General features: G+C 61.8%; 19 protein-coding genes. 5 read left to right on the top strand and 14 right to left on the bottom strand.

Features of this window, described 5'->3' with window-relative positions:
* Nucleotides 1-69: 69 nt before the first annotated feature.
* Nucleotides 70-1,128, bottom strand: a complete 1,059-nt coding sequence (locus AC4PS6_RS20125; RefSeq protein WP_003191245.1) for a tetratricopeptide repeat protein — start codon at nt 1,126-1,128, stop codon at nt 70-72.
* Nucleotides 1,129-1,198: 70 nt separating this feature from the next.
* Nucleotides 1,199-2,092: a bestrophin family protein gene (locus AC4PS6_RS20120; RefSeq protein ID WP_014718479.1), complete on the bottom strand. Its 894-nt coding sequence runs from the start codon at nt 2,090-2,092 to the stop codon at nt 1,199-1,201.
* Nucleotides 2,093-2,469: 377 nt separating this feature from the next.
* On the opposite strand from AC4PS6_RS20120, the gene AC4PS6_RS20115 reads away from it, so the two are divergent.
* The 5 genes from AC4PS6_RS20115 to AC4PS6_RS20095 are packed head-to-tail and all read left to right on the top strand — an operon-like array spanning nt 2,470 to nt 8,027.
* Entirely contained in the window at nt 2,470-4,119 is a 1,650-nt protein-coding gene (locus AC4PS6_RS20115; RefSeq protein ID WP_336826601.1) for an AMP-binding protein, read from the top strand.
* 21 nt (nt 4,120-4,140) lie between these two features.
* Nucleotides 4,141-4,908, top strand: coding sequence for an SDR family NAD(P)-dependent oxidoreductase (locus AC4PS6_RS20110; RefSeq protein WP_014718477.1), 768 nt, complete (start codon nt 4,141-4,143; stop codon nt 4,906-4,908).
* Nucleotides 4,909-4,920: 12 nt separating this feature from the next.
* Nucleotides 4,921-6,105, top strand: coding sequence for an acetyl-CoA C-acyltransferase (locus AC4PS6_RS20105; RefSeq protein WP_032903056.1), 1,185 nt, complete (start codon nt 4,921-4,923; stop codon nt 6,103-6,105).
* A gap of 9 nt (nt 6,106-6,114) precedes the next feature.
* Nucleotides 6,115-7,242, top strand: a complete 1,128-nt coding sequence (locus AC4PS6_RS20100; protein WP_019817058.1) for an acyl-CoA dehydrogenase — start codon at nt 6,115-6,117, stop codon at nt 7,240-7,242.
* Nucleotides 7,243-7,253: 11 nt separating this feature from the next.
* Entirely contained in the window at nt 7,254-8,027 is a 774-nt protein-coding gene (locus tag AC4PS6_RS20095) for an enoyl-CoA hydratase (protein WP_019817057.1), read from the top strand.
* A 129-nt stretch (nt 8,028-8,156) separates the two neighbouring features.
* Here the strand turns inward: AC4PS6_RS20095 and AC4PS6_RS20090 are convergent, their stop codons facing one another.
* The 12 genes from AC4PS6_RS20090 to arnC form a co-directional block, all read right to left on the bottom strand.
* Nucleotides 8,157-9,308, bottom strand: coding sequence for an acyl-CoA dehydrogenase family protein (locus tag AC4PS6_RS20090; protein ID WP_073844709.1), 1,152 nt, complete (start codon nt 9,306-9,308; stop codon nt 8,157-8,159).
* Nucleotides 9,309-9,311: 3 nt separating this feature from the next.
* Nucleotides 9,312-10,415, bottom strand: coding sequence for an enoyl-CoA hydratase/isomerase family protein (locus AC4PS6_RS20085; RefSeq protein ID WP_060767292.1), 1,104 nt, complete (start codon nt 10,413-10,415; stop codon nt 9,312-9,314).
* A gap of 131 nt (nt 10,416-10,546) precedes the next feature.
* Nucleotides 10,547-11,257, bottom strand: coding sequence for an HPP family protein (locus AC4PS6_RS20080; RefSeq protein ID WP_019817055.1), 711 nt, complete (start codon nt 11,255-11,257; stop codon nt 10,547-10,549).
* A 165-nt stretch (nt 11,258-11,422) separates the two neighbouring features.
* Nucleotides 11,423-11,611, bottom strand: coding sequence for a type VI secretion system contractile sheath small subunit (locus AC4PS6_RS20075; protein WP_256200704.1), 189 nt, complete (start codon nt 11,609-11,611; stop codon nt 11,423-11,425).
* Between the two features lie 317 nt (nt 11,612-11,928).
* Nucleotides 11,929-13,551 carry an ArnT family glycosyltransferase gene (locus AC4PS6_RS20070; RefSeq protein WP_032903059.1) on the bottom strand — a complete coding sequence of 541 codons (1,623 nt, stop codon included), beginning with the start codon at nt 13,549-13,551 and terminating at the stop codon, nt 11,929-11,931.
* Nucleotides 13,552-14,934 (bottom strand): UDP-glucose dehydrogenase family protein, encoded by a 1,383-nt coding sequence (locus tag AC4PS6_RS20065; protein WP_014718468.1) that lies wholly within the window; start codon nt 14,932-14,934, stop codon nt 13,552-13,554.
* Entirely contained in the window at nt 14,931-15,344 is a 414-nt protein-coding gene (gene arnF / locus AC4PS6_RS20060) for a 4-amino-4-deoxy-L-arabinose-phosphoundecaprenol flippase subunit ArnF (protein ID WP_014718467.1), read from the bottom strand. The genes AC4PS6_RS20065 and arnF overlap by 4 nt, the downstream gene beginning before the upstream one ends.
* On the bottom strand, nt 15,341-15,688 hold the full coding sequence (gene arnE, locus AC4PS6_RS20055) for a 4-amino-4-deoxy-L-arabinose-phosphoundecaprenol flippase subunit ArnE (protein WP_014718466.1): 348 nt from the start codon (nt 15,686-15,688) through the stop codon (nt 15,341-15,343). Before arnE ends, arnF begins: the two co-directional genes overlap by 4 nt.
* The gene (arnT, locus tag AC4PS6_RS20050; protein ID WP_336826595.1) at nt 15,685-17,340 is read right to left on the bottom strand and encodes a lipid IV(A) 4-amino-4-deoxy-L-arabinosyltransferase; all 1,656 of its coding nucleotides are present in this window, start codon (nt 17,338-17,340) and stop codon (nt 15,685-15,687) included. The genes arnE and arnT overlap by 4 nt, the downstream gene beginning before the upstream one ends.
* Nucleotides 17,337-18,221 carry a 4-deoxy-4-formamido-L-arabinose-phosphoundecaprenol deformylase gene (gene arnD, locus AC4PS6_RS20045; RefSeq protein ID WP_336826593.1) on the bottom strand — a complete coding sequence of 295 codons (885 nt, stop codon included), beginning with the start codon at nt 18,219-18,221 and terminating at the stop codon, nt 17,337-17,339. The genes arnT and arnD overlap by 4 nt, the downstream gene beginning before the upstream one ends.
* Entirely contained in the window at nt 18,221-20,212 is a 1,992-nt protein-coding gene (gene arnA, locus AC4PS6_RS20040; RefSeq protein WP_014718463.1) for a bifunctional UDP-4-amino-4-deoxy-L-arabinose formyltransferase/UDP-glucuronic acid oxidase ArnA, read from the bottom strand. The genes arnD and arnA overlap by 1 nt, the downstream gene beginning before the upstream one ends.
* A complete protein-coding gene (gene arnC / locus AC4PS6_RS20035) occupies nt 20,209-21,243 on the bottom strand; it encodes an undecaprenyl-phosphate 4-deoxy-4-formamido-L-arabinose transferase (protein ID WP_003191219.1) in 1,035 nt (344 codons plus the stop codon). The genes arnA and arnC overlap by 4 nt, the downstream gene beginning before the upstream one ends.
* Between the last annotated feature and the right edge of the window lie 358 nt (nt 21,244-21,601).

Here is a 21,601-nt window from a genome sequence, read left to right as displayed (position 1 = left end):
CGTTTTGGATGAATTGTACGAAGAGAGGTCGCTTTACACGTTTTTTTGCAGTGCTGAGCTGATCGCCTATCAGAGGCCCTGTTGTAACGCCGGATCATCCGGGTTCTGTTGCTCCAGTTGGGCGAGCAGCACCTGAACGTTCTGCAACTGCCCGGTCTCTTTCCAGTAATTGACCAGCAACACGCGGGCTTTGCGATTGGCGGGATGCCGCTGGACGATTTCTTCCAACTGGCGCTGGGCCGCCTCTACTTCGTCCTGGGCGTGCAGGGTGGTGGCCAGGTCATAGCGATAATCCGGGTTGTCCGGCGCAAGCTCCACCGCCTTGGACAGGCCGAGCAGGGCGTAGGGGCGCTCGCCATGGTGCAACAGCCACATGCCCAAGGCATGTTGCAGGTAGGCCGACTCCGGATGCGCCGCCAGTTGCCGGGCCAGCAGTTGGCGCGACTCGTCGGTCTTGCCTTGCTTGTCCAGCAGTTCGATTTGCGATACCACCGCTTGCAGGTTGTCCGGCTGCAAGCGCATTGCCTGCTCCAGGGCGTTTTGCGCCTCCGGCAGCAGGGCGCTGTGGATGTACAGGCGCGCCAATTGAATCCAGCCTTCAGCGGTTTCGGGCTGGGCCTTGAGCGTTGTCACGAATTCATCGAGCACCTGCTGCAGTGGGCCAAAGTACAAACCCAGTGTATCGGGCGACAGGCCCAGCAAGGCGTTGGCGGCGGCAAAGCGCACCGATTGTTCCGGATCGTCCAGCACCGGACCGAGCAGTAAGGTGCGCTGGCCAGTGGGCACCAGGCCGACGATGCTGTGAATAGCGGCTTCGCGCACCAGCGCCGACTCATTGGCGAGGTCTTTATCGGCCAGCTTCAGCGCCTGGGGGCTGGGGTAATTGGGCAGCTCAGCATGCAAGGCGGCGCGGCGCTCGGGCGACAGGTCCGGCCGGCCCAACTGTTGGTACAACACACGTGCGGCGCCGGGCTCGCCGTTATGCGCCTGCTTCAAGGCCTTGGAATAGCCATGGGCGATGGCTGGGGGTACGGCCACTGCAGGGGTGCGGGAGAAAAACCAGGTGATCAGTACGATCAACAACAGGGCGCACAGGCCGATGATGGAGTAACGGCGTGACTTTGACATGCAGGCGTCCGAAAGCTTGGGCAGCAAAGTTCCAAGCTTCGGTCAGTGCGAGGCGAGTGTCAAACCCGCGTCAGGTCAGCACGTAGTCCGCTGGCTCCAACGCTGGCGGCAGGTTGACTTCACCAAGGGCGGCGAGGATCTCGCGCTCCAATGTCCGCAGGATAGCGTCACACGGCAAGTCGTTTTCGTCGAAGCCGAAGGGGTCTTCCAATTCGTCGCCAATCGCATCCAGGCCAAAGAAGGTGTAGCTGACAATCGCGGTGAACACTGGCGTCAACCAGCCAAGTGGCTCGGCCATGGCGAATGGCAGCAAGATGCAGAACAGGTAAATGGTGCGGTGCAACAGCAGGGTGTAGGGAAAGGGCAGTGGCGTGGTCTTGATGCGCTCGCATGCCGCCTGCACCTGGCTCAGGCTGACTAGCCGGGCTTCCAGTTGGGTGTAGCGCCATTCGCTGATCACGCCCTGTTGTGCCAGGACCGAAAAGCGCGCACCGACCGTTTGCAGCACGCTGTCCGGCAGGTTGGGGTGGCCCACTGGCATGCTGATCCAAGGGTGTATCGCCCGGGCTTGATCTTCATGGCGCAAATGCGCGACCAAGCCATGGGCAAAACCGCACAGGCCGCGCAGCAGGCCAGCACGCTCGGCGGTGTCCCCCAGCACCTGGGTCTCGCGAATCAGCGAGCGCACGTCAATGACCATTTGCCCCAGTTGCTTGCGGCCCTCCCACCAACGGTCGTAGCAGGCGTTGTTGCGAAAACTCATGAAGATCGACAGTGACAGGCCCAACAAGGTGAAGGGCGTAGCGTTGACCTTGGAAAAATAGGCGGGGTGCAGGGTTTCCACCAGCACGATGACCGAGGCCAACAGCGTGACCAGCAGGCTGCGCCAGGCAATGCGCTTGGCAATGGAGCCTTTGAGGGAGAACAGGATACCCAGGACGTTGGGTTTAGGGCGAACGATCATGGAGGGCTTCTGTGGCGTGCAGGCGGTCAGATTAGAAGCTGCTATGCATCGCGTCCAATCACTTGGATCGACCGCCTGATCAGTCGACTCAATGACTAACGTGGGAGCCGGGCAGTACATAACCCTGTGGGAGCGGGCTTGCCTGCGAAAGCGGTGGTGCAGTGACAGCTGTGGTGACTGACCCACCGCCTTCGCGGGCCAGCCCGCTCCCACCGAAAAGCGAAAAAGCCCCCCGCGTTTCGCTACGGACTGGCCAAACCAGTCAGCCAAGTTGAAAGCTTTGACCATTGCCGCTGCGCCGCTCTGGAGCGACTATTTCAGCGCTTTTCTCGAGTTGAAAACGTCCTGAAAATAAAAACACAGAAGGATAGGAAGCGATGCGTGAGTATTTGGCTGCCACCACCGAGTTTGATTACCAGCACACCGTCGACGCCGCACTGGCCGGCAACCTGCAAGCGCTCAATGCCTGCGTGGAATGCTGTGACCGTCACGCGTTGCCGGGGCGCATCGCGTTGTTCTGGGAGGGCAAGGACGGACGCAGCGCCACGTCAACCTTTACCGAACTGCAAGAGCAGGCCGCGCGTTTCGCCAACTTCCTCTTGGCCCAGGGCGTCAAGCGCGGTGACAAGGTGGCGGGCCTGTTGCCCCGTACTGCCGAATTGTTGGTGGTCGTGCTGGCGACGTGGCGCATCGGCGCGGTCTATCAGCCGCTGTTTACCGCGTTCGGACCCAAGGCAATTGAACATCGCTTGAACAGCTCGGGCGCAGCGCTGGTGGTCACCGATGCAGTGAACCGTCCCAAGCTGGCGGAAGTCGCCGACTGCCCGACCATCGTCACGGTCGCCGGGGCCAAGGGCGAAGGTATCGCGCGGGGCGACTACAGCTTCTGGGCCGAACTGCCCAGCTACTCTTCTCACTGCGAGCCGGTGCTGCTGGGCGCAGAGGAGCCGTTCCTGCTGATGTTCACCTCCGGCACCACCGGCCCGTCCAAGGCGCTGTCGGTACCGCTCAAGGCCATCGTCGCGTTCCAGGGCTACATGCGCGACGCCGTGGACTTGCGCCCCGAGGACGCATTCTGGAACGTTGCCGACCCTGGCTGGGCCTATGGCATCTATTTCGGCGTGACCGGGCCGTTGTCCATGGGGCACCCGATCACCTTCTACGATGGCCCGTTCACCCTGGAAAGCACCTGCCGGGTCATCAATAAATACGCGATCACCAACCTGACCGGTTCGCCCACGGCGTATCGGCTGTTGATTGCCGGTGGCGAACAGTTCGCCGGTTCGATCAAGGGCAAGCTGCGCATCGTCAGCAGTGCCGGTGAGCCTTTGAACCCGGAGGTGATCCGCTGGTTCGCCGACCACCTGGGCGTGACCATCCACGACCATTACGGCCAGACCGAGCTGGGCATGGTGCTGTGCAATCACCATGGTTTGGCGCATCCGGTGCATGTGGGCTCGGCGGGTTTTGCCTCGCCAGGGCATCGCATCGTGGTGCTGGATGACAACCATCAGGAGCTGCCAGCCGGCCAACCCGGCATCCTGGCCATCGACCGCGAGCAATCGCCTATGTGCTGGTTTGCCGGGTACGACGGCGTGAAAACCAAGGCGTTCGTCGGCAAGTACTACCTCAGCGGCGATACCGTGGAGCTGAACCCGGACGGCAGCATCAGCTTTGTCGGACGCAGCGACGACGTGATCACTACATCCGGCTACCGCGTGGGCCCCTTCGACGTGGAAAGCGCGTTGGTCGAACACCCGGCGGTGGTCGAGGCTGCCGTGGTCGGCAAGCCTTGCCCGGAGCGCACTGAGCTGGTCAAAGCCTTTGTGGTGATCAGCGAGCAATACCGCGCCACCCCGGAGCTGGCTGAAGAGCTGCGCCTGCATGTGCGCCAGCGCCTGGCCGCCCATGCGTACCCGCGGGAAATCGAATTTGTCAGCGACTTGCCCAAGACCCCGAGCGGCAAGCTGCAACGCTTTATTTTGCGCAATCAGGAAATAGCCAAGGCCCAGGCGGCCGTGGCTTGACCCTTTTAAAAGGAAACAACGATGCAGATTGAAAACAAGGTATTCCTGGTCAGCGGCGGCGCGTCGGGCCTCGGCGCGGCCACGGCCGAAATGCTGGTCGCCGCGGGTGCCAAGGTGATGCTGGTGGACTTGAACGCCGACGCCGTGACTGCCAAGGCCAAGCAACTGGGCGACAATGCCCGCAGCGCCGTGGCGGACATCAGCCAGGAAGCCGCTGCAGAAGCGGCCGTGACGGCGGCGGTCGAGGCCTTTGGGGGCTTGCACGGCCTGGTCAACTGCGCGGGTGTCGTGCGTGGCGAGAAGATCCTCGGCAAGAACGGCCCGCACGGCCTGGCGAGCTTTGCCCAAGTCATCAACGTCAACTTGATCGGCAGTTTCAACCTGCTGCGCCTGGCCGCTGCGGCGATCGCTGAAACCGAGGCGAATGCCGACGGCGAGCGGGGCGTCATCATTAATACCGCCTCGGTGGCGGCATTCGATGGGCAGATCGGCCAGGCTGCGTACGCCGCGTCCAAGGGCGCGATCGCCAGCCTCACCTTGCCTGCCGCGCGGGAACTGGCGCGCTTTGGTATCCGGGTGATGACCATTGCACCCGGCATTTTCGAAACCCCGATGATGGCCGGCATGACCGACGAAGTCCGCAACTCCCTGGCTGCCGGCGTGCCGTTCCCGCCACGCCTGGGCAAACCCGCCGAATATGCCGCGCTGGTACGCCACATCATTGAAAACAGCATGCTTAATGGTGAGGTGATCCGTCTCGACGGTGCCTTGCGCATGGCCGCCAAATAAGGAGCAATGGCTATGAACGATCCAATTGTTATTGTCAGCGCCGTGCGCACGCCCATGGGCGGGTTCCAGGGCGACCTCAAAAGCCTGACCGCGCCGCAACTGGGCGCAGCCGCCATTCGTGCGGCGGTCGAGCGTGCCGGTATCGCCACCGATGCCGTCGACGAAGTGCTGTTTGGCTGTGTACTGCCCGCCGGGCTTGGGCAAGCGCCTGCTCGCCAGGCTGCCTTGGGCGCCGGGCTGGACAAGGGCACGCGCTGCACCACCCTCAACAAAATGTGCGGTTCCGGCATGGAAGCGACGATTCTGGCCCACGATTCGCTGCGCGCTGGCAGTGTCGATGTGGTGATCGCGGGCGGCATGGAAAGCATGTCCAACGCCCCGTACCTGCTGGACCGTGCGCGCAGCGGCTACCGCATGGGCCACGGCAAGGTGCTGGACCATATGTTCCTCGACGGCCTTGAAGATGCCTACGACAAGGGGCGCCTGATGGGCACCTTTGCCGAGGACTGCGCCGAGCACAATGGTTTTACCCGTGAAGCTCAGGACGCGTTTGCCATCGCTTCCCTGACCCGCGCACAAGAGGCTATCACCCACGGCAGCTTTGCCAGTGAAATCGTCCCGGTGCAGGTCACCGTGGGCAAAGAACAAAAAACCATTCTGCACGATGAGCAACCGCCGAAAGCCAGGCTGGACAAGATTGCCAGCCTGAAACCGGCGTTCCGTGACGGCGGTACAGTGACAGCAGCCAACTCCAGCTCGATCTCCGATGGCGCCGCGGCGTTGTTGCTGATGCGTGAGTCCCAGGCGCTCAAGCGCGGCCTCAAGCCGTTGGCAGTGATCCACGGGCACGCCGCGTTTGCCGATGAGCCTGGGCTGTTTCCGGTGGCGCCGGTGGGGGCGATTCGCAAACTGATGAGCAAGACCGGCTGGAGCCTCGACGAGGTGGACCTGTTCGAAATCAACGAGGCCTTCGCCGTGGTCAGCCTGGTGACCATGAGCAAGCTGGAGATTCCCCATGACAAGGTCAACGTGCATGGTGGTGCCTGTGCATTAGGCCACCCGATTGGTGCCTCCGGCGCACGCATCCTGGTGACGTTGCTCGCGGCCCTGCGCCAGAAGGGCCTCAAGCGTGGCGTCGCCGCTATCTGCATTGGCGGCGGTGAAGCCACGGCCATGGCCGTTGAATGCTTGTATTGAGGATGACCTATGTTGCCCAATGACGAACAACTGCAGATCAGCGACGCCGCCCGGCAATTTGCCCAGGAACGTTTGAAACCCTTCGCCGCCGAGTGGGACCGCGAGCATCGTTTTCCCAAGGAGGCCATTGCGCAAATGGCCGAACTGGGCTTTTTCGGCATGCTGGTCCCGGAACAGTGGGGCGGTTGCGACACTGGCTACCTGGCCTACGCCATGGCCCTGGAAGAAATCGCCGCCGGCGACGGTGCCTGCTCCACGATCATGAGCGTGCACAACTCGGTGGGTTGTGTGCCGATCCTCAAGTTTGGCAATGACCAGCAGAAAGAGCAGTTCCTCACGCCCCTGGCCAGTGGCGCCATGCTCGGTGCCTTCGCGCTGACCGAACCCCAGGCAGGCTCCGATGCCAGCAGCCTGAAAACCCGGGCGCGCCTTGAAGGCGACCACTATGTACTCAACGGCTGCAAACAGTTCATCACCTCCGGGCAAAACGCCGGGATCGTGATTGTGTTTGCGGTCACCGACCCCGCCGCAGGCAAGCGTGGGATCAGCGCGTTTATCGTGCCCACCGATTCGCCCGGTTATACCGTGGCACGGGTGGAAGACAAGCTGGGGCAGCATGCCTCGGACACTTGCCAGATCCTGTTTGAAGACGTGAAAGTACCGGTGGCCAACCGTCTGGGCGAGGAGGGCGAGGGCTACAAAATCGCCTTGGCCAACCTGGAAGGTGGCCGCGTGGGCATCGCCTCCCAGTCGGTGGGCATGGCCCGTGCCGCCTTCGAAGCGGCCCGCGACTATGCCCGTGAGCGTGAAAGCTTTGGCAAGCCGTTGGTCGAACACCAGGCCGTGGCCTTTCGCCTGGCCGACATGGCCACCCAGATCGCCGTCGCCCGGCAGATGGTGCATTACGCCGCCGCCCTGCGTGACAGTGGCAAGCCGGCGCTGGTGGAAGCGTCCATGGCCAAGCTGTTTGCGTCCGAAATGGCCGAGAAAGTCTGCTCGGCCGCCTTGCAAACCCTGGGCGGTTACGGTTACCTGAACGACTTCCCCCTGGAGCGGATCTACCGCGATGTGCGGGTCTGCCAGATTTACGAAGGCACCAGCGATATTCAACGCATGGTCATCTCACGCAATCTTTAAGGAGCCGATACATGAGTTACGAAACCATCCTGCTTGACGTCCAGGGCCGTGTGGGGCTGATCACGCTTAACCGCCCCAACGCCCTGAACGCTTTGAATGCACAACTGGTCAGTGAGCTGAACCAGGCGCTGGACAGCCTGGAAGCCAACCCTGAAATTGGCTGCATCGTGCTGACTGGCTCGAAAAAAGCCTTCGCGGCCGGTGCCGACATCAAGGAAATGGCCGAGCTGACCTACCCGCAGATCTACATGGACGACTTGTTCAGCGACAGCGACCGCGTGGCCAACCGCCGCAAGCCGATCATCGCCGCCGTGAATGGCTTCGCCCTGGGCGGTGGCTGCGAACTGGCCCTGATGTGTGACTTTATCCTTGCCGGCGACACCGCCAAGTTCGGCCAGCCGGAAATCAACCTGGGCGTGCTGCCAGGCATGGGCGGCACCCAGCGCCTGACCCGCGCAGTGGGCAAGGCCAAGGCCATGGAGATGTGCTTGACCGGGCGTTTTATCGACGCGGTAGAGGCCGAGCGCTGCGGGATCGTGGCGCGCATCGTGCCCGCCGATGAATTGCTGGAAGAAGCGCTGAAAGTGGCCGCCCTGATCGCCGGTAAATCCGTACCGATCAGCATGATGGTCAAGGAAAGCGTGAACCGTGCGTTTGAAGTCAGCCTGTCCGAAGGCGTGCGCTTTGAGCGCCGGGTGTTCCATGCGGCGTTCGCGACCCAGGACCAGAAAGAAGGCATGGCCGCGTTTGTGGCCAAGCGGGCGCCGGAATTCAAGGATAAGTAACCCCTGCCAAACGCCGCAAAGCAAAGGTGGGAGCTGGCATGCCTGCGATGGCATCGCCTCGGTTTATGATGTACCGAGGTGTCTGCATCGCAGGCAAGCCAGCTCCCACGGGGCTTTGGGTCATGCCCATCAGAGCTGGTAGTTTTTCAACTCCCTGGCAATCACCATCCGCTGAATCTCGCTGGTGCCTTCGTAAATCTGCGTGATCCGTGCGTCCCGGTAGTAACGCTCCACCGGGTAATCCTCCAGATACCCATACCCTCCATGAATCTGCATTGCCTTGGAGCAGACCCGCTCGGCCATTTCCGAGGCGAACAGCTTGGCCTGGGAGGCTTCGGACAAGCAGGGTTTGCCGGCGGTGCGCAGGCGCGCGGCGTGGAGGATCAGCAGGCGCGCAGCGTTGAGCTGGGTTTGCATGTCGGCCAGCAGGTTGGCCACGCTCTGGTGTTCGATGATTGCCTTGTCGAACTGCACCCGCTCACGGGCGTAGGCCAGCGCGGCTTCAAACGCGGCGCGGGCGATGCCCAGGGCCTGGGCGGCGATACCAATGCGGCCGCCTTCCAGATTGGAGAGGGCGATGGCCAGCCCCTTGCCGCGCTCACCCAACAGATTGGCTTCGGGAACCTTGCATTGGTTGAGGGTGACGGCGCAGGTGTCTGACGCACGAATGCCCATCTTGTGCTCGGTGCGGTCGACCACGAAACCTGGGGTGTCGGTCGGCACCAGGAACGCCGAAATGCCTTTCTTGCCCAGTTCCGGGTCGGTCACGGCGAACACGATGGCCAATTTGGCGCGCTTGCCGTTGCTGACGAACTGTTTGGCGCCATTGATGACCCATTGGCCATCACGCAGTTCGGCGCGTGTGCGCAGGTTATGGGCTTCGGAGCCGGCCTGGGGCTCGGTCAGGCAGAAGCAACCGATGGCCTGGCCGCTGGCGAGTTCGGCCAGCCAGGTGTGTTTCTGTTCGGTGGTGCCGTAGTTGAGGATCGGCCCGCAACCGACTGAATTATGGATGCTCATCAAGGCGCCAGTGGCGCCGTCACCGGCGGATATTTCTTCCACGGCCAGGGCGTAGGCCACGTAATCGACATAGGTGCCACCCCATTCTTCCGGGACCACCATGCCCAGCAGGCCCAGCTCCCCCATCTTCGCCACCAGGGCGTCGTCGATCCAGCCGGCTTTTTCCCAGGCTTGGGCGTAGGGGGCGATTTCGCCACGGGCAAAATCCCGCGCCATGTCGCGGATCATCACTTGTTCTTCAGTGTATTCAAGATCTTGCATGGCTTATTTCTCAATCTGCGCGAAGTCGCGGAAGAAGCTCTCCACATGGCTGGCATCCAGCGCATGGAGGGTGGGCGGGTTCCACTTCGGCGTCTTGTCCTTGTCGATGATCAGGGCGCGAACCCCTTCGATCAGGTCGCCGCGCTCGAACCATTGGCGGTCCAGGTGCAGTTCGAGGGCAAAGCAGTGTTCCAGTGGCAGGTGGCGGCCACGGCGCAGCATCTCCAGGGTCACGGCCATGGCCAGGGGCGAGCGGGTCTGCATGAGGTTGGCGGTGGTCAGCGCCCAGTCATGGCTATCGGCCACGGTGACTTGTTGCAGTTGCTCGACGATGCTGGGCACGTCCGGCAACCCGAAAAAGTGGTCAATGGCCGGGCGCAAGGCCGCCAGCGGGGCGTCGGGCAATTGCTGCACGGCCAGCCTGGCAAGTGCGCCTTGCAAGTCCTTGAGGGGAGACTCGCTCCATTGCAGACGGTCGAGCTTCTGATCCAGTTCAACCAGCTTGGCGCTGTCGATGTACCAGTCCGCCAGCCCGCAATACAAGGCATCCGCCGCGCGGATTTGCACGCCGGTCACCCCAAGGTAGGTGCCCAGTTCGCCAGGAATACGCGAGAGGAAATAACTGCCGCCCACATCCGGGAAGTACCCGATGGCCACTTCCGGCATCGCCAGGCGGCTGCGTTCGGTGACCACCCGCAGGTCCGCGCCTTGCACCAGGCCCATGCCACCGCCGAGTACGAAGCCGTCCATCAATGCCAGTACGGGTTTACGGTAATGGTGGATGGCAAGGTCGAGGGCATATTCCTCGACGAAGAAATCCTGGTGCAGGGTGTCGCCTTGCTTGAAGCTGTCGTACAGCGAACGGATGTCGCCACCGGCGCAAAAGGCCTTCTCACCGGCGCCGCGCAGGACGATGGCATAGACCTCAGGGTCGTCGGCCCAGACCTGCAAGTGCGCGGCCAATTGGCGGACCATGTTCAGGGTGATGGCGTTAAGGCCTGCGGGGCGGTTGAGGGTGAGGTGGCCGATATGGTTACGCACCTGTGCCAGAACTGCATCCTGCTGGATCTCGGCGTGGCTTGCTTGGGATGAAACCTGAGCAGTCATCTCTAACTCCCTGCTTTTATTGTTCTTTATCAAGACGTTCGCGGGCGAACTCTCTCGTGATCGTACCAGTGCAAATTTGCCTCGTACAACTTGGAATCATGCAGGTCGTTGTTGCATTTATGCAGTGTCGCTCAAACCACCCGGCTGGCCAGAACCTCACCGATACTGCGACGCCGGGCATGGCCCTCGGCGGCGTGGATCAGTTGTTCAAGCTCTGTCGGTTCGACATCGTAGAACTGCTCCATCTCGGCCAACGCTAGCTTGAGGTCGGCTGCCGTGATGCTCGGCTCGCTCACGGCGGTGGCAGTGCCCAGGATAACCGGGGCAGGCTCGGCAAGCCCCTTGGGATAACGCGTGCGCGTGGCATTGTTATAGGCCAGCGCGCAGGCGAGCAGGGCGCCGGCCCCTAGCATCACCGGCGCAAGCTCGTACCAGCCGAGGCCGACCGATGCCGGATCGGCCAGCACCAGGGTCATGGCCAGGCCGCCGGCCGGCGGGTGCAGGCAGCGCAGCCAGCAGATGAGGATCACCGTCATGCCTGCCGCCAGGCAGGCGCTGCCCAAGGTGCGCCCCAGGACGCGGGCGACCAGCAACGCGACGACGCCTGCACACAGGTAACTGCCGATTATCGACCAGGGTTGGGCCAGCGCCCCCGACGACACGGCAAACAGCAATACGGCCGATGCGCCAAGAGGGCCGAGCAGGTGCAGGGCCACCTCCATGCCGAACACCTGGGCACAGGCCCAGACACTGAACAGCGTGCCCAGGGCCATGCCGATGGCTGCACGGCTCCATTCGGCGGGACGGGTGTTGATTGCAGCGGGTAACCAGCGAGCGAGCATTGAAAGACGGTCCATAAACAGCGGGCGAAAAAAAAGGCCTGCCTGGTTTCCCGGAACAGCCCTTTGAAGGTTCCAACATTGGGGGAAGGAACCTGCGCAGTGTGCCGCGCTTGATCTGGTGGCGCCACTGCATATTAATGAACATTGAATGCAAAATAAATGCAGTTAACCGGCTTCGCCATAGGTTATCTGCCCGGTGGACGCGGATGCAGCGGGGTTGATCTTGCCCAGCACGCGACTATGGGTTTCTTCGTTGAACAGGCGCGCTTGCAAGTCTTCGCGCAGCCTGGGGTCGTCGGCCAACGGCCCCTTTAACGCCACCAGTGCGTCACGCAATGCCATCAAACGATCCAGCCTGGGTAAGGGTACGGTTAACAGGTCTTCTCGCACGGCATTGTCCTCTCAATGAAGTAAGCCATCGCGCGCGGGCAGCCTACAACGTCCTTGTTGTGAAGTGCCCTGACCCAAGCGTTTCAGGGCAGTCCTGACGATCGGGTGGTAGATAGTAAGTGCACGTGGCAGCGAGTCTACAGTTGGGCTCCGAGCACCGGAAGGGAAAGTGCACCAGCCATTACGCAAACAAATGTAGGTGTTTTCTTGGTACCTATGATGAAAGTCGCCCACTCGTGGAGGGAGTGGGCGTTCTTCTTACAGTGCAGCCGGAAAAGCACTCAAGGCGTCGAGGCTTTTGCCAAATGCAGCAACACATAGGGGGTTTTGTCGAACGCTGCGGTAAGCGTTGGCGTGATTGAACGCAGGCGCGGATCGTCCAGCGCCTGGAAATCAGCCTGGCTCATGACCAACCATGCCGGCGCCTGGACCGGTTTCAATTCGGCAGGCAATTGGGTAAACAGCGGAACCTTGTCGCAATCGAAGTTGACCATGAATTTGATGGCTTTCGCGTCTTTGCCCAGTGCGTGCAACACCAGCGGCGCCGGTTGCTGTTGAACCTGCGCCTTGACGGCGAGGCTGAAGGTGCGGGTGTCGTACACCTGACGTTCCAGGGGTTCAACCACCATGATGTAGGTGGCCCAGAGTGAGAGCACGGCGGCCAAGGCGGGACCGTAGGTGCGCAGCCGCGAGCGGAACAATGCCAGCAGGGCCAGCACCTGTAGCAAGCCAAGCACGACGAAGATCAGCTCAAGGTCGGCCAGCGGTTCCGGGTAGCGCCGCCGCGCCACCACCAAGCCAATGGCCAACAGCGTTGGCAACAGCGTCCAGATGCCCAGCATCAAGGCGCGCAGCCACGCAAACAGTCGCCCTTGTGTGACCGCGAAGGGATACGCGGCAATGATCGCGGCCATCGGCAACATCGGCAGGATATAGCGCGCTTTCTTGGCTTGGGGCACCGACAGCCCCAGCATCACCAACACACCGGCTGCCGCGCAGTAGAGCACCAGCTTCAATGCCGGGTCCGGCGCACGTCGACCGCCCATCAGCACCGCCAGCAGCACCAACAACGCGATTGGATAGGCCAGGGCGTAGTTGCCCAGGGAGCTGGTGAAGTAATACAGCACGCCGCCGGAGCCTTCGCTGCCATCCATGCGCCCCAGGAACTGCATGCGAATCACGTCATGCATAAAATCTTCGCCGCCGCTGAGCTTGGCCAGCAGCAGCAACAGGCCGACGCACGCCGCCAGCAGCGCCAGTGCCAGCAGGCCGAAGCTGAACAGTTGGCGCCACTGGCGGTTGATCAGGTAGTAGCTGCACAACACGCCCGTAGGGATCACCAGGCCGATCGGGCCGCGAATGGCAAACCCCAGCAGCACCAGCAAAAACACCCAATGCAGGCGCTTGGCTGCGGCGAAATGATCATGGGCGTAGCCCAGGTAGAACACCGCCAACGCCACGGCGGCGAGCATCTGGTCGAGGGAGACTGCACGGGTTTCGCTGATGAACGTACTGCTGAGCAGCAGCATCGCAATACTCAGCAGGCCCCAACGTGGCGAGTAGGGTGCAGTGAGGCGATAGACCAGCACCACAATCAGCGCCGACGCGACCGCAGTGGGCAGCCACGCCGTCAGGCTGGTGACCTGGCCCAAGGGCACCGACAGCAGCCACGTCAACAGGGTCGACGTCGCCAGGTAATCGGCATACGGCTGACCATAGGTGGTGGGAAAGAAACTCGGCCCGTGACGCAGCATTTCCTGGGCAAACAGCACAAAGCGCGAATCAAAGCCGATGATCGCCTGGTGCCAGTTGCCGACGATAAACAGCACCAGCGCCAAGAGCCCAAGCCCCAGCGACTGGTGGCGGATCGTTGCGCGCTGCGCGGACGGTAAGGCGTTGTTCACCTAGCAAGCGTCCTTGACCTGTTCCACCCAGTTTTGCTGGGGGATCGGCAACTCGCAGGAATCGCCGCGGCCGATGGGGAAGTATTTGAAGCCTTTGCGCGCCAGGCGCTCGCCGTCGTACAGGTTACGGCCGTCGAAGATCACCGGGGTTTTCAGGCGCTGGTGAATCAGGTCAAAGTCCGGCGCCTTGAATTGCTGCCATTCGGTGCACACGATCAACGCATCGGCGCCGCCCAAGGTGGATTCCGGGGTGCCCATCAGCATCAGGCGCGGGTCATCGCCGTAGATGCGTTGGGTTTCCTGCATGGCTTCAGGGTCAAAGGCGCGCACATTGGCGCCGGCAGCCCACAGCGCTTCCATCAGCACGCGGCTGGGGGCATCACGCATGTCATCGGTGTTGGGCTTGAAGGCCAGGCCCCACAGGGCAAACGTCTTGCCCTTGAGGTTGCCCTGGAAGAACGCGTTGATGCGCTCGAACAACTTGCTCTTCTGGCGCTGGTTGATGGCTTCCACGGCTTCGAGCAGGTCGCTGGAGCAGTTGGCCTGCTTGGCGCTGTGGATCAGGGCGCGCATGTCTTTGGGGAAGCACGAGCCGCCATAACCGCAGCCGGGGTAGATAAAGTGGTAGCCGATGCGTGAGTCGGCACCGATGCCCAGGCGCACCGACTCAATGTCGGCACCCAGGTGTTCAGCCAACTCGGCGATCTGGTTGATGAAGCTGATCTTGGTGGCCAGCATGCAGTTGGCGGCGTACTTGGTCAGTTCTGCGCTGCGCAGGTCCATGAAGATGATGCGGTCGTGGTTGCGGTTGAACGGTGCGTACAGGTCGCGCATCACGTCGCGCACCTCTTCACGCTCGCAGCCGATGATGATCCGGTCCGGGCGGCGGCAGTCGGCAACGGCGGAGCCTTCCTTGAGGAATTCCGGGTTGGAGACGATATCGAACTGCAGCTCACGGCCGGCGGCACGCAGGTTATTGAGGATGTGGTCACGCAACGTGTCGCCGGTGCCTACCGGTACGGTGGATTTCTCCACCAGGATCACCGGCGCCACGCGATGGCGGGCAACTGCATCACCCACCGACAGCACGTATTTCAAGTCGGCCGAACCGTCTTCATCCGACGGCGTGCCCACAGCAATAAACAAGACTTCACCGTGCTCGACGGCGAGTTTTTCGTCGTGGGTAAAGCGCAGGCGTCCGCTTTCCAGGTTGTCCTTGACCATGGCTGCCAGGCCCGGCTCGAAGATGGTCACATGCCCCTTCTGCAGCGACTCGACTTTGTGCTTGTCAACGTCCATGCAAATGACATCGTGACCGACTTCGGCTAATACCGTGGCCTGAACCAGACCAACGTAACCACTACCAAATACACTGATTTTCATGGGGTATTCCTGGGACTTGAGGTGCTAGCACGACGAGAGTTGATAACCAGTACGCCGAGGATGACCAAGGCCACCCCCAGGGTTTTTGAAAGCGAAAAATCTTCGTTGAACACCGGTAGGCTGGCGGCCAGCAAATACACCAGCGCGTAACTGATGCTGAGCAGCGAATAGGCGCGGCCCAGGGGTAAGTGCTTCAGTGCGCCGAGCCAGCACAGCATCGACAGCGCATAGGCGATGATCGCCAGGATCACCACGCCCAGGGCGCCGAGGTCGATGCTGTTGTCCGTGAAGGCAGCCAGCCATTGGGTGGGCAGCGGCAGGCGCGTCATGCTCCAGCGCATGCCCAATTGGGCGCCACTCACCAGGCCGACACTGCCCAGGGCCAGGGCGAAACCCCGCATGCGGCTCATACCTGGCGCCCCAGCAAGACCACGCCGGCAATCACCAGCCCCACACCCAGCCAATGACGGGCATCAATGGGTTCGTGAAACACAAAGCGCGCCATCAGCGTGACCAGCACAAAATTCAGGCTGAGCATGGGGTAGGCAATGCCGACTTCCAGGCGCTGCAACACCAGCAGCCACACCAGCAAGCCCAGGCCTAGGCACACCAGCGCCGACCACAACCACGGCGAGCGCAGTTTCGGTGCCCAGCCGTCCGGCACGCCGCGCCAGCTCTCCACGGCGAATTTTTGCGAGACCTGGCCCATGCAGGTGAGCAGGCAGGCCGTGAGCAGTAGCAGCAGGGTGATCATGGCGCGACCTGCGGGAAAATCAGGATCACGATCTTGCCTTGCGCATAACGCTTGCCGTCAGTGGGCAGCAGCGCGAGTTCTTCCTTTTCGCCGGTGCTATTGACGCGCATCACCACGCCCACCGCACCGGTACGACGGGTTTCGGCCATCCACGTCTGGATGCGGTTACGGTCGACCAGACGCGGGGCCGTGTCCTCGTAAGCCAGGCCGTACTTGACCTCACCCGAGGTGTTGTACAGCGTGATATCCGGGCGTTTGAGGCGCCAGGACAGCGCCGACGCGGCGCCCAGGTCGTTGCTCAGCAGGGCAACGCTGGGCTGCAACTCGTCGATGTGATCAATGATGAACTGATCCGGGGTCTTGTTGTAAACCACCGAATGGGGCAACGCCGCAGGCACCAGCAGCACCAGCAATCCACTGCCGATCAGCGGCGCGGCCCACAATGCCAAGGGGCGTGCCGCTTGCAGCAGATTGACCACGATCCAGCCGAACAAAAAGATGAACACCAGCACCAGGCTGACGGTTTCCTCACCCGGTTCGTAGACCGGCTTCTTCAACTGGAACCAGCTGAGGGCCAGCAACACCAGCACACCCATCACCAGGTTCAACCAGCCATTGATGCGCAGCACACGGCCGCGGCCTTGAGCCAGTTTGTCGCTCAGGGCCGAGCCCATCAGCAAGGCCAGGGGGAGCATGCACGGCATGATGTAGGAGGGCAGCTTGCCTTTGGCCAGGCTGAAAAAGGCCAGGGGCATCAACAGCCACAGTAGCAGGAACGCGGTTTTCGGCACGCGCCGCTGCAGCCAGGCCTGCTTGAGCGCGGACGGCAACAGCGCGACCCACGGCAGTGCGAACCCTACCAGCAGCGGCAGGTAATACCAGAAGGGTTCGGCGTGCTGGGCGTCTTCACCGGCAAAGCGTTGGATGTGCTCGTGCCAGAAAAAGAAATGCCAGTAGTCCGGCTCTTGCAGGTGCACAGCCAACGCCCACGGCACGCTGACAGCAATCGCCACCACTACGGCAACAGGGCCAAATTTGCACAACTCGACAAAACGTTTTTGCCAGACGGCGTAGGGCAGGGCGACCAGCACCGGCAGCAACCAGGCCAGGAAGCCCTTGGTCATGAAGCCCATGCCGCACGCCAGGCCTAGCAAGGCCCAGGACCACAAGCGCGCGCGCCGCGTGGTGCTGTCGAAACAGAACCACAAGGCCACGCCCGTCAGGTTGACCCAGAAGGTGAACTGCGGGTCCAGGTTGGCATAGCCGCCCAGCGCGGCCACGCTGACGAAGCTCATGTAGAGCAACGTGCTGACCAGGCTTTTTTGCGGATCATTCCACAACCGACGAGAGACCAGGTACACCAGCAAAATGCCCAAACCGGTGCTCAACGCCGAGGCAAACCGCACGCCGAACAGGTTCTGCCCGAAGATCGCCTGGCCCAGCGCGATCATCCAATAGCCTGCGGCGGGCTTTTCGAAGTAGCGAATGCCCATGAAGTGCGGCGCGGCCCACTTGCCGGTCAGCAGCATCTCCTGGCTGATTTGCGCATAGCGGGTCTCATCGGGAATCCACAGGCCATGGGTGGCCAACGGCAGCAGGTAGAACACGGCGAATGCCAGCAGGAGCAGGGGCAAAGCCCAGCGGCGGATCATGCCTGCTGCACTCCCAGCCAACCCTCGCGGCCGCTCAAGGCGCCGCGCACCAGCTGTTGCTGGGGCAGGGTGGACACATCCGCGGGCAACAGCTCGCCCAAGGGTTTGAACTCGATGCCGCGCTGCCCGGCCTGGGCGAGCAACTGGCGAAAATCATTGGCCATCAGAATCCCTTCTACTTCCGCGTGGATCGTGTAGACGTTCAGCTTTGACGCGTTGAACCGATCAAGAATGAAGCGGTTGAAATCGTTGGCAGCCACCACCGGCCCGACGACTTCGTCGAAGGTCGGCAGGTCTACCGGAATTTGTGGGGTGCCCGCGCTGCCATCGGCCAGGGTTGGTCGAAACAGACTGGAGCCCCGGCAATCGCTGTTGTAGCGAAAGTTGAAGCCTTGCTTGGCTTGCACCACACGCTCATCGGCACGCCAGCCGGCGGCCGCTGAACAGTCGATGCGCTCGCCGAGGATGTCGCTCAAGGTGTCTACGCCGCGTCGAATCTGCTCGACCAGTTGTGCCTCGCTCCAACGCCCGGTGTTGGCCTGCCAGCCATGGTGGTCCCAGGCGTGCAGGCCGACTTCATGCCCGGCCGCCTTGGCCTGGCGCATCAAATGCCCCAGGTCTCGGCCAATCGGCTTGCCTGGCCAGGCAGTGCCGGCCAACAAGATGTCCCAGCCATACAGGCCGGCCGCGTTGGAGCGCAGCATCTTCCACAGGAACTGCGGGCGGATCAGGCGCCACAAGTGACGCCCCATGTTGTCCGGCCCGACACTGAAGAAGAACGTCGCCTTGACCCCGGCTTCGGCCAGGGAGTCGAGCAACCGCGGCACACCTTCACGGGTGCCGCGGTAGGTGTCGACGTCGATGCGAAGACCTGCCTGCATTACTTTTTATCCGCAATTTCAAGCATGGCTTCACGCAAGAAGAAATCGAGCGTGTTGCCGATGGTTTCGCTCATCTCTACGCTCGGCTCCCAGTTCAGCAGGCGCTTGGCGTTGTCGATGCTCGGCTTGCGGTGCGCCACGTCCTGGTAGCCTGTGCCGTAGAACGCCTTGCTCTCGACGTCGCGGAAACCGGCGAACGGCGGGAAGTTGTGGCGCAGTGGGTGAGCCTCGAACTGACGCAGCAGTTCTTCGCCCAACTGGCGAATGCTGGCTTCGTTTTCGGGGTTGCCGATGTTGATGATCTGCCCGTCGCAGACGCCATTGTCGTTATCAATGATGCGCGCCAGGGCTTCGATGCCGTCGGCAATGTCGGTGAAGCAACGCTTCTGCTCACCGCCGTCGAACAGACGGATCGGCGTGCCTTCCACCAGGTTCAGGATCAGCTGGGTAATGGCGCGGGAGCTGCCGATACGCGCCGAGTCCAGGCGGTCCAGGCGCGGGCCCATCCAGTTGAATGGCCGGAACAGGGTGAACTTCAGGCCCTTGTCGCCGTAGGCCCAGATCACGCGGTCCAGCAGTTGCTTGGAGACGGAGTAGATCCAGCGTTGCTTGTTGACCGGGCCCACTACCAGGTTGGAGGTGTCTTCGTCGAAATACTGGTCTTGGCACATGCCATAGACTTCGGAGGTCGACGGGAAAATCACGCGCTTGTTGTACTTGACGCAGTAGCGCACCAGCTTGAGGTTTTCTTCGAAGTCCAGTTCGAATACGCGCAGCGGGTTACGGGTGTATTCGATCGGCGTGGCGATGGCCACCAGCGGCAGCACCACGTCGCATTTCTTGATGTGGTACTCGATCCATTCGGTGTGGATGCTGATGTCGCCTTCCACGTAATGGAAGTTGGGGTGGCTGCGCAGGCGCTCGATGGCGTCTGAGCCGATGTCCAGGCCATAGACTTCGTAGCGGTCGTCACGCAGCAGGCGCTCGGACAGGTGGTTACCGATAAAACCGTTCACGCCCAGGATCAGCACACGGGTACGGCGCGGCTTGCGGCCCGACTCGGCGCCGCGCAGCACGGAACCGTCTACCAGGCCCAACTCATCGGCCAGGGACGGGCCGGCCAGGTACAGGCCGTTTTCGTTGCGCTGGCCGAACTTGACCACCAGGGAATCTTCACCGCAGGCAATGCGCAGGGGGTTGACGCTGATTACACGGCCAGGCGCCAGACCTTCGTTGCCCTTGACCACGTCGGCTTGCCACACGATCAACTTGTGCTCGCCCACGGCGCAGAAGGCGCCCGGGTACGGCTGGGTCACTGCACGTACCAGGTTGAACAGTTGCTCGGCGGGCTTTTTCCAGTCCAGCTTGCCATCGGCGGCGGTGCGACGACCGAAGTAGGTGGCTTTGCTCTCGTCCTGGGCGGTTTCGCTCAGCTTGCCCTGGGCCAGCTGTGGCAGGGCATCACGCAGCAGGGCAGTCGCCGCATCGCGCAGCTTGGCGTGCAGGCTCAGGCCGGTATCGCTGCGCTCGATGGTGACTTTCTGCTGGGCCAGGATCGCGCCGGCATCGGCACGCTTGACCATGCGATGCAGGGTCACGCCGGTTTCGGTTTCGCCGTTGACCAGCACCCAGTTGGCCGGGGCGCGGCCACGGTATTTAGGCAGCAAGGAGCCGTGCAGGTTGAACGCGCCTTTGCGGGCGGTGGCCAACAGCGGCTCGCTCAGCAGGTTGCGGTAGTAGAACGAGAAGATGTACTCCGGGTTCAGCTTGGCGATGCGTTCGATCCACAGCGGGTGGTTGGCGTCTTCCGGTGCATGCACCGGGATGCCATTGCGGGCGCAGAGTTGGGCGACGGAACCGTAGAAGTTGTTTTCCTTGGGGTCATCGGCATGGGTGAATACGGCGGCAATGTCGTAACCGGCGCTGAGCAGCGCTTCAATGCCTGCGCAACCAATATCGTGGTAGGCGAATACAACAGCTTTTGAACTCATGACTGGACCTGATCCGAAGAAGAAGTAGACGTATGGGAAGACACCAGGCCGTCGACCACGACGACTGGAGCCGGTGCTGCCGGTTGGTTGCGCAGCACTTTTTCAATAAAGAAGCGTGGGCGGGCGCGGACATCGCTGTACATGCGGCCCAGGTATTCGCCCAAAAGGCCCATGCCGATGAACTGGCCACCGGTGAACACGAACAACACCGCAAACAGCACGAACAGGCCATCACCGGCCCAGTCGGCACCGAAGGCCAGGCGCATGACGATCAGGGCAAAGGCAAACAGCACGCCCAGTGCCGCCAGGCTGAAACCGACGATGGACAGCAGGCGCAAGGGCGTGGTGGTCATGCAGGTCAGCAGGTCGAACATCAGGCTGATCAGGCGCATGGCGCTGTATTTGGATTCGCCGTGCTCACGTTCGGCGTGGTGCACCAGGATTTCCGTGGTGTGGCGGGCAAAGCCGTTGGCCAGGATCGGGATGAACGTGCTGCGCTCACGGCAGGCGAGCATGGCGTCGACGATGGTGCGGCGGTAGGCGCGCAACATGCAGCCGTAGTCGGTCATGGCCACGCCGGTAGAGCGCTGCACGGCAAGGTTGATCAAGCGCGAGGGCCAGCGGCGGAAGGCCGAGTCCTGGCGGTTATTACGCACGGTGGCGACCACGTCGTAGCCCAGGGCGGCTTGCTCGACCAGGCGCGGGATTTCTTCCGGCGGGTTCTGCAGGTCGGCGTCAAGGGTGATCACCACTTCGCCACGGCACTGTTCAAAGCCGGCCATGATCGCCGCGTGCTGGCCGTAGTTGCGGTTAAGGATTACCGCCACCACATTGCTGCCGTCTTCGGCGGCGGCGTCTTCGAGCAGTTGGGCCGAATTGTCGCGGCTACCGTCATCCACCAGGATGATTTCGTATTCGTAAGCCAATTGCTTGCAGGCTGCCGTGGTGCGGCGCAGCAACTCAGGCAGGCTTTCTTGTTCGTTGTAGACCGGGATAACGATCGACACGCAATGAATAGGGTAGGGTTTCAAAGATTCATGACCTCGGGCTAAAGCGACTTCAAGCGTGAAAACAGCAGCGTTCATTGGGCAAAACTACAGCCCGCAGGATATAAAACGGGGCTAAAGATGATGCGTTTTCAATAGGTTAGTCGATAATCCACGGATTGCTCTCAAGTGTTGCCTACAAGGTTAAGCGCAAAAATGTGCAACGAATATGAAAGGCGGATGAAAAACTCGTTTATTTGACAGGCAGACAGCTAGGGTTCAGCTAAGTAATCAAGGCGTTACATGTAAGCCTCACAGGGCGATATCGGAGCTTCGTGCAAGACGCTTGGTTCAATCTGAGCGAGGCGATCAGCCCAATGTTTGCCCTTCAACAATCTTCTCT

Source organism: Pseudomonas sp. DW-iso17 (genome assembly GCF_058725345.1).
Note: the sequence above shows the minus strand (reverse complement) of the source record. Positions and strands in the feature narration are given on the sequence as shown.

What these genes read in the sequence shown, in the direction of transcription:
- arnF (WP_014718467.1), bottom strand. Translation starts at nt 15,344, where the DNA reads ATGAGCCGCATGCGGGGTTTCGCCCTGGCCCTGGGCAGTGTCGGCCTG.
- AC4PS6_RS20105 (WP_032903056.1), top strand. Translation starts at nt 4,921, where the DNA reads ATGAACGATCCAATTGTTATTGTCAGCGCCGTGCGCACGCCCATGGGC.
- AC4PS6_RS20090 (WP_073844709.1), bottom strand. Translation starts at nt 9,308, where the DNA reads ATGCAAGATCTTGAATACACTGAAGAACAAGTGATGATCCGCGACATG.
- AC4PS6_RS20125 (WP_003191245.1), bottom strand. Translation starts at nt 1,128, where the DNA reads ATGTCAAAGTCACGCCGTTACTCCATCATCGGCCTGTGCGCCCTGTTG.
- AC4PS6_RS20080 (WP_019817055.1), bottom strand. Translation starts at nt 11,257, where the DNA reads ATGCTCGCTCGCTGGTTACCCGCTGCAATCAACACCCGTCCCGCCGAA.
- AC4PS6_RS20095 (WP_019817057.1), top strand. Translation starts at nt 7,254, where the DNA reads ATGAGTTACGAAACCATCCTGCTTGACGTCCAGGGCCGTGTGGGGCTG.
- AC4PS6_RS20085 (WP_060767292.1), bottom strand. Translation starts at nt 10,415, where the DNA reads ATGACTGCTCAGGTTTCATCCCAAGCAAGCCACGCCGAGATCCAGCAG.
- AC4PS6_RS20115 (WP_336826601.1), top strand. Translation starts at nt 2,470, where the DNA reads ATGCGTGAGTATTTGGCTGCCACCACCGAGTTTGATTACCAGCACACC.
- arnT (WP_336826595.1), bottom strand. Translation starts at nt 17,340, where the DNA reads ATGATCCGCCGCTGGGCTTTGCCCCTGCTCCTGCTGGCATTCGCCGTG.
- AC4PS6_RS20120 (WP_014718479.1), bottom strand. Translation starts at nt 2,092, where the DNA reads ATGATCGTTCGCCCTAAACCCAACGTCCTGGGTATCCTGTTCTCCCTC.
- AC4PS6_RS20110 (WP_014718477.1), top strand. Translation starts at nt 4,141, where the DNA reads ATGCAGATTGAAAACAAGGTATTCCTGGTCAGCGGCGGCGCGTCGGGC.
- AC4PS6_RS20100 (WP_019817058.1), top strand. Translation starts at nt 6,115, where the DNA reads ATGTTGCCCAATGACGAACAACTGCAGATCAGCGACGCCGCCCGGCAA.
- arnE (WP_014718466.1), bottom strand. Translation starts at nt 15,688, where the DNA reads ATGATCACCCTGCTGCTACTGCTCACGGCCTGCCTGCTCACCTGCATG.
- arnA (WP_014718463.1), bottom strand. Translation starts at nt 20,212, where the DNA reads ATGAGTTCAAAAGCTGTTGTATTCGCCTACCACGATATTGGTTGCGCA.
- AC4PS6_RS20065 (WP_014718468.1), bottom strand. Translation starts at nt 14,934, where the DNA reads ATGAAAATCAGTGTATTTGGTAGTGGTTACGTTGGTCTGGTTCAGGCC.
- arnD (WP_336826593.1), bottom strand. Translation starts at nt 18,221, where the DNA reads ATGCAGGCAGGTCTTCGCATCGACGTCGACACCTACCGCGGCACCCGT.